We start from the raw sequence: 13,744 nt of genomic DNA on the forward strand, positions 1-13,744 counted from the left end.
GCGCAGGGCCCCGAGCCACTGGACGCGGAGTCGGGAACAAGCGCGGACGGACGTTCGATCTTGCCTCGGCAAGCGTCAAGAAATCGTCAAGAGTTAGGTAAGGTAACGAAGTACTTGGGGGTGCGGCGCGCGAGCGTCGTGACCGATGTACGTATTGCGCCCCCACGTATGCGCCCTCGCGCTCCGCGTGAGCCACGGAAGGAACGGCCGCTGACTGTCCACCACCTCAACCAGCTCCTCCTGCTCTGCTCGCTCGTCCTGCTCGTCGCCGTCGCAGCGGTCCGGATCTCCTCGCGCAGCGGGCTCCCCAGCCTGCTCGTGTACCTGGGCATCGGCATCCTCATGGGCCAGGACGGCGTCGGCGACATCCACTTCGACAACGCCGAGCTGACCCAGGTCATCGGGTACGCGGCCCTGGTCGTGATCCTGGCCGAGGGTGGCCTGGGCACGAAGTGGAAGGAGATCGAGCCGGTCCTGCCGGCCGCCTCCGTGCTGGCGCTGGCTGGGGTCGCGGTGAGCGTCGGGGTCACGGCGACAGGCGCGCACTACCTGATCGGGCTGGAATGGCGGCAGGCGCTCATCATCGGGGCGGTGGTGTCCTCGACGGACGCGGCGGCGGTGTTCTCGGTACTGCGGAGGATTCCCCTCCCCTCGCGGGTGAAGGGCACCCTGGAGGCGGAGTCCGGCTTCAACGACGCCCCCGTGGTCATCCTGGTCGTCTCGTTCTCCACCGCGGGCCCGTTCGCGCACTGGTACGTCCTGCTGGGCGAGATCGCGCTGGAGCTGGCCATCGGCGCCGCCATCGGCCTAGCGGTGGGCTGGCTGGGCGCCTGGGGCCTCAGGCACGTCGCCCTGCCCGCCTCCGGCCTCTACCCGATCGCCGTCATGGCGATCGCCGTCATGGCGTACGCGGCGGGATCCCTGGCGCACGGCAGCGGCTTCCTGGGCGTCTACCTCGCCTCGATGATCATGGGCAACGCCAAGCTGCCGCACTGGCCCGCCACCCGCGGATTCGCCGAGGGGCTCGGCTGGATCGCCCAGATCGGCATGTTCGTCCTGCTCGGCCTGCTGGTCACCCCGCACGAGCTGGGCGACGACGTCTGGCCCGCCCTCGTCATCGGCCTCGTGCTGACCATGGTCGCGCGACCGCTGAGCGTCGTGCTGTGCCTCGGGCCGTTCCGGGTCCCGTGGCAGGAGCAGACGCTGATGTCCTGGGCCGGCCTGCGCGGCGCCGTACCCATCATCCTGGCGACGATCCCCATGGTGAACGGCGTCGACGCCAGCCGTCGCATCTTCAACATCGTCTTCGTCCTGGTCGTCGTCTACACCCTGGTCCAGGGGCCGACACTGCCGTGGCTGGCCCGCAAGCTGCGGCTCGGTGAAGACTCCGAGGCCGCCGACCTCGGCATCGAGTCGGCACCCCTGGAACGGCTGCGCGGACATCTGCTGTCCGTCGAGATCCCGGCCGGGTCCAAGATGCACGGCGTCGAGGTCGACGAGCTGAGGCTGCCGGCCGGGGCCGCGGTCACCCTCGTCGTCCGCGACGGGAAATCGTTCGTTCCGCTGCCGGCGACCGTGCTGCGGCGCGGCGACGAACTGCTCGTGGTGGCCACGGACCCGGTCCGCGACGCGGCGGAGCGGCGACTGCGCGCGGTGGGCCGCGGCGGCAAGCTGGCCGGGTGGCTGGGCGCGAACGGCCCCCGCGGGACGGGGGGCGCTCGGGCGGCGGGAAGCGGTCGAGGCGGTCGAGGCGGTCGAGGCGGTCGGCGCACCGGGGGCGGCCGGGGCGCGGGTGACGGCCGGGGCACAGGCGTCGATCGGGGCACGGATGACGGGCGGGGCGCGGGCGGCGCGCGTTAAAAGCGTGTTTCGTACGGTTCACACTCCCGCCGATCACAGGTGAACAGCGGCCGTGGTGCTCGTTTTCACAGGCGTGCAGGACATCGTTCCCTGTACGATGAAGGCTCACCTTGATCGAACCAACTCTGCCTGACGCAGAGCTGGCGCGACCGTATGGCGGTCGGAACGCCCCCGCAGTGGGCGCCGGCATCTACCGCAGTTCCGCGCAAGAGGACAGCTCTCGGTGCCCCCGCACGGGCGCGCTACCAGGCGGCAGAAAGGCACGGGCCGTGGCATCCACGGTCACCACGGAGCCGTCGAAGAACTCGCCGGTCTCCTCCTCCCGCCCCGGATACGGACAGCTGCTGCGCACCCGCGGCGCCTGGACGTTCCTGCTGCCCGGCTTCGCCGCACGCCAGCCGTTCGCGATGCTCACGATCTCCATCGTCCTGCTCGTGCAGCACACCACCGGCTCCTACGGCGCGGCAGGCGCCGCCGCGGCCGTCACCGGCGTCTCCATGGCGCTGTTCGCCCCCTACAGCGGCCGCCTCGCCGACCGCTACGGGCAGCGCGCCGTACTGCTTCCCGGTGTCCTCGTGCACACGGCCTCGGGGCTGGCCCTCACGGCGCTCGCGCTGGCGCACGCCCCGCTGTGGGCGTTGTTCGTGGCGGCCGTGCCCACCGGCGCCTCGGTTCCGCAGATCGGGCCCATGGTGCGCGCCCGCTGGGGCGTGACGCTCCAGGACTCCCCCCTGATGACGACCGCGGCGGCCTTCGAGTCCGTCACGGACGAGCTGACCTTCGTCTTCGGGCCCCTGCTCGCCACCGCCCTGTGCACCACGGTGACCCCGGCGGCGGGCCTGGTCACGGAGGCCTCGCTGACCCTGGTCGGCGGTCTGTTGTTCGCCGCGCAGAAGAGCACCCAGCCGCCCGTCTCCGGCGCGGGCCACGCGCGCGTGGAGCACGCCTCCGCCCTGCGCGTCCCCGGCGTCCGCGTGCTGATCGTGACCTTCCTGGGCATCGGTTCCGTCTTCGGCGGCATGCAGGTCTCGCTGGCCGCGTTCACCGAGTCGATCGGCGAGCCCGGTCTGAACGGTGTCCTGTACGGGGTGTTCGCCGCCGGCAACATGCTCTCCGGCCTCGTCTGCGGAGCGATCGCCTGGCGGGCCGCCCCGCAGCGACGCCTGGTCCTCGGATACGCGGCGCTCGCGCTGACCGCCTCCGGACTGTGGGCCGCGCACTCGACCCTGGTCCTCGCCGGTCTCGGGCTGCTGGTCGGCATGTGCATCGCGCCCGCCCTGATCACCGGCTACACGCTGGTCGAGGGGCTGGTCCCGGCGGGGGCCCGCACCGAGGCCTTCACCTGGCTGACCGGCGCGGTGGCACTCGGCCAGGCGGCCGCCGTCACGGTCGCCGGACAGCTGGAGGACCGGGTCGGGAACGGCACCGGATTCCTGGTGCCGGCGGGCGGCACCCTGCTCGCCCTGATCACCCTGCTGGCTCTGCGGTCACGCCTCGCGACCGGGCCGCGCAGCCGTACCGTCGCACGTGGCGTCGGTCACCGCGCGCCGGTGACGGTGGACTGATCCCCGGGAATACGTCAGTATGGATCGTCGTTAGCACTCATTGAGTGAGAGTGCCAGGAGGAAGACAGTGCCCACCTATCAGTACCAGTGCACCGAGTGCGGCGAGGGCCTCGAGGCGGTGCAGAAGTTCACCGACAACGCCCTGACCGAGTGCCCCAACTGCGGTGGCCGCCTGAAGAAGGTGTTCTCCGCCGTCGGCATTGTCTTCAAGGGCTCCGGCTTCTACCGGAACGACAGCCGCGGCTCCTCGTCGAGCACCTCGCCGGCCACGTCGAAGTCGTCGACGTCCTCGGACACGTCGTCCTCGACCTCGTCGTCCTCGTCGTCCTCGGACACGAAGTCGTCGAGTACGAAGTCGTCGAGCTCCAGCTCCTCGACCGGCAGCTCCGCCGCCTAGGACGCGCACACAGGACCCTGTCGTCACCGGACGACAGGGTCTTCGGCGTCTCCGGTGCCGCCCGTCACCGGCCGGGCGGCGCCCGCTACTGTGCTGGCCATGGCGAACGCAGAGATCGGTGTAATCGGCGGCTCCGGCTTCTACTCGTTCCTGGAGGACGTGTCGGAGATCGAGGTGGACACGCCCTACGGGCCGCCCAGCGACTCCCTCTTCCTCGGCGAGATCGCCGGCCGGCGCGTGGCCTTCCTGCCCCGGCACGGACGCGGCCACCATCTGCCGCCGCACCGCATCAACTACCGGGCCAACCTGTGGGCGCTGCGCTCGGTCGGCGTGCGCCAGGTCCTCGGCCCGTGTGCCGTGGGCGGCCTGCGCCCCGAGTACGGGCCGGGCACGCTGCTCGTGCCGGACCAGCTGGTCGACCGCACGAAGTCCCGGGTCGGTACGTACTTCGACGGGCTGCCGCTGCCCGACGGCACGGTGCCGAACGTGGTGCACGTGTCCTTGGCCGACCCCTACTGCCCCGCCGGACGCGCGGCCGCGCTGAAGGCCGCGCGCGGGCGGGACTGGGAGCCGGTGGACGGCGGCACGCTCGTGGTGGTCGAGGGACCGCGCTTCTCGACCCGCGCCGAATCGCTGTGGCACCAGGCCCAGGGCTGGTCGGTGGTGGGCATGACCGGCCACCCCGAGGCGACGCTCGCCCGTGAACTGGAGCTCTGCTACACGACCATGACCCTGGTCACGGACCTGGACGCCGGCGCCGAGTCCGGGGAGGGCGTCTCGCACGACGACGTGCTGCGGGTGTTCGCCGCGAACGTGGACCGGCTGCGCGGGGTGCTGTTCGACGCGGTGGCCGCTCTGCCCTCCACCGAGGAGCGGGACTGTCTGTGCACGACGGCGCTCGGCGGGATGGATCCGGGGTTCACGCTGCCGTAGGCGTAGCCGGGGCCAGGGCCAGGGCCAGGGACGGGTGTTCGCGCCGCCGCAGCCGCGGTCGGGGACGGGTGTTCGCGCGGTCGGGGACGGGGACGGGTGTCCGCGCGGCCGCGGCCGGGCGTTCGAGCCGCCGCAGCCGGGCCGCGCGGGAGGGGCCTACGGGCAGGCTGAACGTCTCGTTCGGGTGAGGGAGTTGTCCACAACCCGTCGGTAGCCCACCGGCTCCGGCGGGCGACGGCCCGAAGCCTCATCGTGGGTTCGCAGACCGATCCCTCGTCACAGGCGGTGACTCCCATGGCCCTCCCTCCACCCCTCCCGCGCTCTCCCCTTCCGCCTCCTCCCACCCCTTTTTCCCCTTCTCCCGCCCCCTTTTCCCCCTCCCCCGCCCCCTTTTCCCCCTCCCCCGCCCCGTCCCTCACTCGCCCGCCCGGCGCGGATGCCCCCGCCACCTGCGAGGTGCCCCACTTCGCTCCCGTGCGCGTACGCGGCGCGCGGTACCGGCTGCACCGGCTGGTGCGGCACCGAGGGCGGGCCCTCGCGCTCGGTCTCGCCGTCACCGCCGCCGCGCTCGTGGCGGCGGGCCCACGGGACACCGACCGGCTCCGCGGACAACCGGAGCGAGCCACCACCGTCCCGACCCCGGGCTCGTCGCCCGCCGCCGCGCGGTCGGTGGGCGGCGGTCCGGCGCGCGGGCGCCACGCCGCCGAGCGGGTCACGGCTCCGGTGCGGATCGCCGACGCGGCGACGGTACGGCTGCTGCGGCCCGGCGACCGGGTGGACGTCATCGCCGCCACGCAGACGGCGACGGGCGGTGACGCCCGCGTGGTCGCCCGTGGCGCGCTGGTGACGAAGGTTCCGGCGCAGGAGGACGACACGACCGACGGCGGCGCCCTGGTGGTGCTGTCCGTGGAGCGCGCCACCGCGGTGCGGCTCGTGGGAGCCGGCACGACGGCGCGGTTGGCGGTGACGCTGGGCTGAGGCGTACGGTCCACATCCTGTGGGAATTCGTGTCAAGTCCCTCGTTGGGGCGACCCCGTTGGACGCAATGGCCTAGCCCTGACGTAGGTTGCGGAGCGTTTTTGTTCCACAGCCTGTGCACGCGAGAAGAGGCCAAGAGGTGAGCGAGAAGAAGGAACCGAGCGTCTGGCAGGGCTTCAAGGCCTTCCTGATGCGCGGAAACGTCGTCGATCTGGCAGTAGCGGTGGTGATCGGCGCCGCCTTCACCAACATCGTCAACTCGCTGGTGAAGGGCATCATCAACCCGCTGGTGGGCACGATCGGGACACAGAACCTCGACGCCTACAGCTCCTGTCTGAGCGCGTCCTGCAAGGGCGACCAGGGAATCCGGCTGCTGTGGGGGTCGGTGCTCGGCGCCACCCTGACCTTCGTGATCACCGCGGCGATCGTGTACTTCCTGATGGTCCTGCCGATGTCGAAGTACCTGGCCCGGCAAGAGGCCCGCAAGAAGGCGAAGGAGGGCACGCACGAGGTCGTCGAGCTGACCGAGCTGGAGGTCCTCAAGGAGATCCGCGACGCCCTCGTCGCGCAGCGCGGTTCCGGCCACGACGCAAGGTAGGGCCGACGGCGGTCGGCGCGGCGCAGGCTCAGATGTGGTGGGGCGGCTTCTCGTCGAGGAAGCGCTTCAGGTCCGCCACGCTGTCGCCGTCGCCGCCCGGCCGCTCGCCCCACCCGCGGTCCGTGTCGTCCGCGGACGGGCGGTCCAGCGGGTCGTCGAAGATCAGCGCGGCCTTCGGGTCGCGCGGCTCGGGGGCGGAGGCGGTGGTCATGCCTCCAGGGTACGGCTCCGCCGGCCACCGTCGTCCGGGGCACGGGCGCCCCGGGCCCGGACCGCCCACCTCTTGTGAATCCGGTCACAAGAATTTTCGGGACGCATCTGATGTGCTTGGACTCATGACGTCCAGTTCGGCTCCGCAGCCCGCACACCACAGACCGCTGCGCAGACTCACCGCGCGCCGCCGCGACGAGGCGCACCGCGTCGCCTCCTCGCTGGAGCTCTTCTTCGACCTGTGTTTCGTCGTGGCCATCGCGCAGGCGGGCGTCCAACTCGTGCACGCCCTCGCCGAGGGGCACGTCGGCCAGGGCATCCTGAACTACGCGATGGTGTTCTTCGCCATCTGGTGGGCCTGGATGAACTTCACCTGGTTCGCCTCGGCCTACGACAACGACGACGCCCTCTACCGGATCGTCACCCTCCTCCAGATCGCCGGAGTCCTGGTGCTGGCCGCCGGGATCTCGAAGGCCTTCGACGAGCACGACTTCGCCGTCGTCCTGCTCGGCTACGTGATCATGCGGCTGGCGATGGCCACGCAGTGGCTGCGGGCCGCGCGATGCGCCGAGGGCGCGGAGCGGACCACGGCACTGCGGTACGTGGGCGGTGTGGTGATCTGCCAGATCGGCTGGGTGGGCCTGGTCCTGCTGCCGGAATCCGCCCGCTCCTGGCTGTTCCTGGTGATGGCGGTCGCGGAGATGTGTGTGCCGCTGTACGCGGAGAAGAACTTCACCACGTCCTGGCATCCGCACCACATCGCCGAGCGGTACGGCCTGTTCACGATCATCGTGCTCGGCGAGTCGGTCGCCGCGGCCACCGTCGCGGTGAAGACGGCCGTGGACGAGCACAGTGCGCTGGGCGAGCTGCTGCCGATCGCGGCCGGTGGTCTGCTGATCGTGTTCTGCGCCTGGTGGATCTACTTCGTGGTGCCGATCCACGCACATCTGCGGACCAGCCGGGACTCGTTCCTGTGGGGCTACGGCCACTACCTGATTCTCGCCGCGGCGGCCGCGATCGGCGCGGGCCTGGAGGTCGCGGTCGAGCAGGCGGTCGGCACGGCGCACATCTCCACCCTGGCCGCCTCGGCCGCCGTGACGCTGCCGACGGCGCTCTATCTGATCGCCCTGTGGGCCCTGCACTCACGCCACTTCAAGGTGGGCATCTCCCAGCAGTTGGTGCTGCCGACCACGGCGTTGCTGGTGATCTGCTGCACCTTCCTCGGTGACTGGGCGGTGCTCGCGGCAGGCGTCGTCTCGGCGCTGTCGGTGGTGGTCGGCACGCTGCTGACGGCACGCGCGAACGCGCGAGGGACCACGGCGAAGGCGACCACCCCGGTCGCCTGACACCTCGGGCGCGTCCGGCCCGCGCGGAGCGACACTGATCCCCATGACAGTTGACGCTCTGACGGACATCGCCGGCGTACGGGTGGGACACGCGACGCGCACCGGCGACGGTTGGCTCACCGGCACCACGGTCGTACTCGCCCCGGAGGGCGGCGCCGTCGCCGCCGTGGACGTGCGCGGCGGCGGTCCCGGCACGAAGGAGACCGACGCCCTCGACCCGCGCAACCTGGTGCGGCGGGTCGACGCGATCGTGCTGACCGGCGGCAGCGCCTACGGGCTCGACGCCGCGTCGGGAGTGATGGCGTGGCTGGAGGAGCGAGGGCGCGGCGTGTCCGTCGGCCCGGATCCGACGCAGGTCGTGCCGGTGGTGCCCGCCGCCTGCGTCTTCGACCTGGGGCGGGGCGGCGACTTCCGGGCCAGGCCGGACGCGGCCGTCGGACGGGCCGCGGTCGAGGCCGCCGCGGCGGGCGCACCGGGTGCCCCCGTGCCGGAGGGATGCGTGGGTGCCGGTACCGGAGCCGTGGCGGGATCGTTGAAGGGCGGCATCGGCACCGCGAGCACCGTCCTGGACTCGGGGATCACGGTGGCCGCGCTGGTGGTGGCCAACGCGGCGGGGTCGGTGACGGACCCGGAGACGGGCGTGCTCTACGGGGAGTTGTTCCAGGGGCGCGTGAACCCTCCGCAGGCGCGGGTGCACGAGGCCGCGCGCCGGCGTCTCGCCGAGTCGGCCGCGCGCAACGCGCCCCCTCCGCTGAACACCACACTCGCGGTGGTCGCCACCGACGCCGAACTGTCGAAGGCGCAGGCCCAGAAGCTGGCGGGCACGGCACACGACGGGATCGCGCGTGCCGTACGGCCGGTGCACCTGCTCAACGACGGGGACACGGTGTTCGCGCTGGCGACGGGGGCGCGTCCGCTCGACGCCGCGAACCCACTCGCGCTGAACGAGATCCTCGCGGCGGGCGCGGACCTGGTGACGCGGGCGATCGTGCGCGCCGTGCGGGCCGCCGAGCCGGTGGACGGACCGGGCGGCCGATGGCCGTCGTACGAGGCGCTGTACGGGACCGACGGCCGGGGACCGGGAGCCTGAGGGCGCGAACGCGGTCTCGGGCCACCGGAGTCGGCGGGGCGGTGCGAGGGGGGCGCTGCGGGGGGGGCGGCGCGATTGTCCCGGTTGTGTCACGTGATGGCGCCCAGGGCGGGACGCCGGGAACCTCACCCGCCCCCCGGCCCCTCCTTCTTCACGTACTGGAGCGGACCACGTACATCACATAAATCTGGAGCAGATCGTGAAAACGCCGGACATGGCAGCGCGGCGCGTCCTGGGGGCCTGTGCCGCCCTGATGGTCGGCGCCCTCACCCTCACCGCCTGCGGTGGCAGCGCCAACGCCAGGAGCGACGACAAGGGTGGCAAGACCTCCGTCAAGACGTCCACGGCGAAGATCGCCATCTCGGCCAAGGACGGCTCGACCGACGCGTCGATCAACTCGACCGGCGTACAGGTCAGCGACGGCACGCTGACCGACGTGAAGATGACGGTGGCGGGGACGGGACAGGCCGTACCGGGCTCCCTGTCGGCGGGCGGCCGCAACTGGAAGCCGAAGGAGCAGCTGGAGCGCGGCACGAAGTACGAGATATCGGCGACCGCGAAGGACGCCGACGGCCGCACCGCCGCCGCCAACTCCATCTTCACCACCGTCTCCTCGTCGAACAGCTTCATCGGCACCTACACGCCCGACAACGGCACCACGGTAGGTGTCGGGATGCCGGTGTCGTTCACCTTCGACAAGGCCATCACCGACACCAAGGCCGTGCAGTCGCACATCACGGTCACCTCCAGCAGCGGACAGCAGGTGGCCGGACACTGGTTCGGCGCACAGCGGCTGGACTTCCGGCCGGAGCAGTACTGGCAGGCCGGTTCCAAGGTCACGATGAAGATCGACCTGGACGGCGTGCAGGGCGCGAACGGCGTCTACGGGGTGCAGAAGAAGACCGTCACCTTCACCATCGGCCGCTCGCAGGTCTCCACGGTCGACGTCGACACGCAGACGATGACGGTCGTGCGCGACGGCAAGACCGTCAAGACGGTCCCGATCTCGTCGGGCAGCCCGGAGCACACCACGTACAACGGGCAGATGGTGATCTCCGAGAAGTTCACGCAGACGCGCATGAACAGCCGGACGGTCGGGCTGGGTGGCGAGTACGACATCCCGGACGTGCCGCACGCCATGCGGCTGACGGCGTCCGGCACCTTCATCCACGGCAACTACTGGTACAACAAGGGCAATCCGCCCTTCGGTCGCACCGGCACCAGCCATGGCTGCGTGGGACTCAGCGACGTACAAGGCGCGCAGAGCGCCAGCAGCGCCAAGTGGTTCTACGACAACTCGCTCATCGGTGACGTCGTGACCGTCAAGAACTCCCCCGACAAGACCGTGGCGCCGGACAACGGGCTCAACGGCTGGAACATGTCCTGGAGCGACTGGGGCGCCGGCAGCGCGGTCTGACGACGGGCCCGACAGCGAACCGAAAGTTCCGTTTGACCAGCGATTTTTGACCGATTCACGGGCCGCGCGGGAACATTCCGCGCGGCCCGCGCGTTTTGCCTGCGTACGTTTTCTCGGTTCCCGGACATGATGTCCGACCTAGGGGCTACGGTATGCACCCACAAGGTGACATGCAGCAACGCCAGGAGAAACCTTGAGCGTTCCGTACGAGACGGCAGCGTACGAACCACCCGAGTCGCCCGAGTCTCCGGAGGAGCACCTCGCGCGACTCCTCGGCCGTGCGCTGAACTCCTTCGAGCTGCCCGACGAGACGGTCCGGCGCCTCGACTGCGCGCTGGCGCACGACAGTTCGCTGCACTCCGCGCACCACAGCGCGGGGCTGCACCGCGAGACGTACCGGCACACGTGGCTGCTCGCCGACGGCTCCGCGCTCACGCTGTGGGAGCTCGTCCACAACACCGCGCCGGGCAGCGACCCGCAGCACGAGGTGTACATCGACGAGGAGGAGCTGCGCGCCGCCACGGCCCGGCTGCCCCTGCCGCCGGACGCCCCGGACTTCGAACTGCCGGTGACGGTGCAGCTGTCGCCGGTCCTCCAGCCGCGGCATGCCTACGTCCCGGACGACTCGGCGGACCATGCGCGCCGGCTGCTGCGCCGGGCGGAGAACCCGGACCGGCCCGGCGCGGACACGGCCGACCTGCTGGCGACGGCGTTCGCCCACCAGATCACCCAGGCCTTCGGCCGGCCCTGCCGCGCGGGCCGCACCGCTCTGTGCTTCGCGCTCTACGAGCACGCGTTCCTGCTGCGGGACGGCCGGGAGATCGCCCTGTGGGAGGTCGAGCACACGGCGACGCCCGACGGGCGGCACATGTGCGAGGTCTACCCGAGCGAGGACGCGGCACGGGACGCCATGGAGCGACGCGCGGCCCGCAGTTCCTGACCGGAAGCCGGCCGGGCCGGTCCGGGCCACCGGGGCGAGGCGAGGACGTGGGGACACACGGACGGCCGCGGCCTTGTCACCGCCGGGCCGCGGCCGTCCGTAGGTCCCCGCCGGTCGCTTACGCCGCCACCGACTGCTTGCGCTCCGCCGCCACCGCGGCCGGGCCCTCCGCCGGGTCTGCCGCCGTGCCGCCGCCCGCCGGCTTGCGCAGGCCCTTGAGGACGACGACCAGCGCCGCCGTGGCGCACACACCCGCGGCGATGGCGACCAGGTAGAGCAGCGGGTTGCCGATCAGCGGGACCACGAAGATGCCGCCGTGCGGGGCGCGCAGGGTGGCGCCGAAGATCATCGACAGCGCGCCGGTGAGCGCGCCGCCCACCATCGAGGACGGGATGACCCGCAGCGGGTCGGCCGCCGCGAACGGGATCGCGCCCTCCGTGATGAAGGAGGCGCCCAGCACCCAGGCGGCCTTGCCGTTCTCGCGCTCGGTCTGTGTGAAGAGCCTGCCGCGCACGGTCGTGGCCAGCGCCATCGCCAGCGGCGGGACCATACCCGCCGCCATCACGGCCGCCATGATCTTCATGGCCGAGTCGCTGGGGCTCGCGACGGCGATCCCGGCGGTGGCGAAGGTGTAGGCGACCTTGTTGACCGGGCCGCCGAGGTCGAAGCACATCATCAGGCCGAGCAGGGCGCCGAGCAGTACGGCGTTGGAGCCGGTGAGGCCGTTCAGCCAGTCGGTGAGGCCCTGCTGCGCGGAGGCGATGGGCTTGCCGATCACCACGAACATCAGGAATCCGACGATCGCCGAGGAGATCAGCGGGATCACCACCACCGGCATGATGCCGCGCACCGCCGGCGGGATCTTCACCTTCTGGATCGACAGCACGACGCCACCGGCGATCAGACCGGCCGCGAGGCCACCGAGGAAGCCCGCGTTGATGGTGAGGGAGATCGCGCCGCCGACGAAGCCGGGAACGAGGCCCGGTCGGTCCGCCATGCCGTAGGCGATGTAGCCGGCCAGCACCGGGATGAGGAAGTTGAAGGCGACGCCGCCGATCTGGAACAGCAGGGCGCCCCAGCTGTCCGTCTGGGTCCACACGAACTGGTCCATGACCGACGGTGCCTTGTTGACCTGCCAGCCGCCGATCGCGAAGCCGAGGGCGATCAGCAGACCGCCCGCGGCGACGAACGGGACCATGTAACTGACACCGCTCATCAGCCACTTGCGCAGCTTGGCGCCGTAGCCCTCGGTGGAGTCACCGGCACGCTCGACCGGCGTGCCGCCCGCGCCGGCCGCCGCGGTGACCTCGCCGCGCTCCGCCTTGCCACGGACCTCGCCGATGAGTTCCGCGGGGCGGTTGATGCCCGCCTTCACCCCGACGTCGACGGTCGGCTTGCCGGCGAAGCGGTCCTTGTCACGTACGGGCACGTCGTGCGCGAAGATCACACCGTCCGCCGCCGCGACGACCGCCGGGTCGAGCCGGGTGAAGCCGGCCGAGCCCTGTGTCTCCACGACGATCTCGACGCCCGCCTCGCGGCCCGCGTTCTCCAGCGACTCGGCCGCCATGTACGTGTGCGCGATGCCGGTCGGGCAGGAGGTGACGGCGACGATCCGGAAAGGGCGCTCGCCCGCGCCGGAGGTGCCCTCCGCACCGGAGGAGCCGTCCGTCGCGCCCGGCGCCGTACCGACCGCCGCGGTGTCGGCGGAGGCCGCCGCCGACACCGCGGCGGAGCCCTCGGAGTCAGCCCCGGACACCGCACCGGTGACCGCCCCTGATGCGCCGTCGGCGCGCGCCGGTGCCTCCTCGCCGCGGATCAGCGCCGCCGCGGCTCCCGCGTCGCCCACCGACCGCAGCGCGGCGGTGAACTCGGCGTTCATCAGCTGCCGGGCCAGCGACGACAGGATCGTCAGGTGAGCGTCGTCGGCTCCCGCGGGCGCCGCGATCAGGAAGATCAGGTCGGCCGGACCGTCCGGTGCGCCGAAGTCGATCCCGGCGGCGCTGCGCCCGAAGGCGAGCGTCGGCTCGGTGACGTGCGCGCTGCGGCAGTGCGGGATGCCGATGCCGCCGTCGAGCCCGGTCGGCATCTGCGCCTCACGGGCGGCGACGTCGGCGAGGAAGCCCTCCAGGTCGGTCACCCGGCCCAGGGCGACCATGCGCTCGGCGAGGGCACGAGCCGCCGCTTCCTTGGTATCGGCGGACAGGTCGAGATCGACCAGGTCCGCGGTGATCATGTCGCTCATCGCGGGCTCCTTCGCACGCGTATCGCCCGGGGCGTGGGGTGGGCGAGAAGGGGGACGGGGATGCTGTGGGGGGCAGCGGTGGTGGCGGAGTCAGGGCCGGTCAGACCCTGTCCTCCCCGGGTGACGGAGCGGCACGGGCCGTCCCGCTTCCCGTCGACCGCGACGAGT

12 protein-coding genes are annotated in these 13,744 nt (G+C 71.8%); 10 read left to right on the forward strand and 2 right to left on the reverse strand.

Annotation, left to right across the window (positions count from 1 at the left end; all coding sequences use genetic code 11):
• Positions 1-168: 168 nt before the first annotated feature.
• From ACFV0T_RS13675 to mscL, 6 genes are all read left to right on the forward strand, one after another.
• The gene (locus ACFV0T_RS13675) at positions 169-1,860 is read left to right on the forward strand and encodes a potassium/proton antiporter (RefSeq protein ID WP_385777937.1); all 1,692 of its coding nucleotides are present in this window, start codon (positions 169-171) and stop codon (positions 1,858-1,860) included.
• A 269-nt stretch (positions 1,861-2,129) separates the two neighbouring features.
• A complete protein-coding gene (locus ACFV0T_RS13680; RefSeq protein WP_385777938.1) occupies positions 2,130-3,425 on the forward strand; it encodes an MFS transporter in 1,296 nt (431 codons plus the stop codon).
• A gap of 67 nt (positions 3,426-3,492) precedes the next feature.
• Positions 3,493-3,822, forward strand: coding sequence for an FmdB family zinc ribbon protein (locus ACFV0T_RS13685; protein ID WP_385777940.1), 330 nt, complete (start codon positions 3,493-3,495; stop codon positions 3,820-3,822).
• A gap of 99 nt (positions 3,823-3,921) precedes the next feature.
• Positions 3,922-4,755 (forward strand): S-methyl-5'-thioadenosine phosphorylase, encoded by an 834-nt coding sequence (locus tag ACFV0T_RS13690; protein WP_385777942.1) that lies wholly within the window; start codon positions 3,922-3,924, stop codon positions 4,753-4,755.
• A gap of 474 nt (positions 4,756-5,229) precedes the next feature.
• Positions 5,230-5,733: a hypothetical protein gene (locus tag ACFV0T_RS13695; RefSeq protein WP_385777944.1), complete on the forward strand. Its 504-nt coding sequence runs from the start codon at positions 5,230-5,232 to the stop codon at positions 5,731-5,733.
• A gap of 139 nt (positions 5,734-5,872) precedes the next feature.
• A complete protein-coding gene (mscL, locus tag ACFV0T_RS13700; RefSeq protein ID WP_385777946.1) occupies positions 5,873-6,331 on the forward strand; it encodes a large conductance mechanosensitive channel protein MscL in 459 nt (152 codons plus the stop codon).
• 28 nt (positions 6,332-6,359) lie between these two features.
• On the opposite strand, the gene ACFV0T_RS13705 is transcribed toward mscL, so the two are convergent.
• Positions 6,360-6,542: a hypothetical protein gene (locus tag ACFV0T_RS13705; protein ID WP_385777948.1), complete on the reverse strand. Its 183-nt coding sequence runs from the start codon at positions 6,540-6,542 to the stop codon at positions 6,360-6,362.
• Between the two features lie 124 nt (positions 6,543-6,666).
• Between ACFV0T_RS13705 and ACFV0T_RS13710 the strand changes: the two genes are divergently transcribed.
• From ACFV0T_RS13710 to ACFV0T_RS13725, 4 genes are all read left to right on the forward strand, one after another.
• A complete protein-coding gene (locus tag ACFV0T_RS13710) occupies positions 6,667-7,887 on the forward strand; it encodes a low temperature requirement protein A (protein ID WP_385777950.1) in 1,221 nt (406 codons plus the stop codon).
• Positions 7,888-7,930: 43 nt separating this feature from the next.
• The gene (locus tag ACFV0T_RS13715; RefSeq protein WP_385777952.1) at positions 7,931-8,977 is read left to right on the forward strand and encodes a P1 family peptidase; all 1,047 of its coding nucleotides are present in this window, start codon (positions 7,931-7,933) and stop codon (positions 8,975-8,977) included.
• Between the two features lie 214 nt (positions 8,978-9,191).
• Entirely contained in the window at positions 9,192-10,394 is a 1,203-nt protein-coding gene (locus ACFV0T_RS13720; RefSeq protein WP_385777954.1) for an Ig-like domain-containing protein, read from the forward strand.
• Positions 10,395-10,587: 193 nt separating this feature from the next.
• The gene (locus ACFV0T_RS13725; protein WP_385777956.1) at positions 10,588-11,334 is read left to right on the forward strand and encodes a DUF6227 family protein; all 747 of its coding nucleotides are present in this window, start codon (positions 10,588-10,590) and stop codon (positions 11,332-11,334) included.
• Positions 11,335-11,452: 118 nt separating this feature from the next.
• On the opposite strand, the gene ACFV0T_RS13730 is transcribed toward ACFV0T_RS13725, so the two are convergent.
• Positions 11,453-13,576: a fructose-specific PTS transporter subunit EIIC gene (locus ACFV0T_RS13730; RefSeq protein ID WP_385777958.1), complete on the reverse strand. Its 2,124-nt coding sequence runs from the start codon at positions 13,574-13,576 to the stop codon at positions 11,453-11,455.
• Between the last annotated feature and the right edge of the window lie 168 nt (positions 13,577-13,744).

The organism is Streptomyces sp. NPDC059582 (genome assembly GCF_042735715.1).
GTDB lineage: Bacteria > Actinomycetota > Actinomycetes > Streptomycetales > Streptomycetaceae > Streptomyces.

What these genes read in the sequence shown, in the direction of transcription:
- ACFV0T_RS13715 (WP_385777952.1), top strand. Translation starts at nt 7,931, where the DNA reads ATGACAGTTGACGCTCTGACGGACATCGCCGGCGTACGGGTGGGACAC.
- ACFV0T_RS13690 (WP_385777942.1), top strand. Translation starts at nt 3,922, where the DNA reads ATGGCGAACGCAGAGATCGGTGTAATCGGCGGCTCCGGCTTCTACTCG.
- ACFV0T_RS13720 (WP_385777954.1), top strand. Translation starts at nt 9,192, where the DNA reads ATGGCAGCGCGGCGCGTCCTGGGGGCCTGTGCCGCCCTGATGGTCGGC.
- ACFV0T_RS13710 (WP_385777950.1), top strand. Translation starts at nt 6,667, where the DNA reads ATGACGTCCAGTTCGGCTCCGCAGCCCGCACACCACAGACCGCTGCGC.
- ACFV0T_RS13730 (WP_385777958.1), bottom strand. Translation starts at nt 13,576, where the DNA reads ATGAGCGACATGATCACCGCGGACCTGGTCGATCTCGACCTGTCCGCC.
- ACFV0T_RS13705 (WP_385777948.1), bottom strand. Translation starts at nt 6,542, where the DNA reads ATGACCACCGCCTCCGCCCCCGAGCCGCGCGACCCGAAGGCCGCGCTG.
- ACFV0T_RS13675 (WP_385777937.1), top strand. Translation starts at nt 169, where the DNA reads ATGCGCCCTCGCGCTCCGCGTGAGCCACGGAAGGAACGGCCGCTGACT.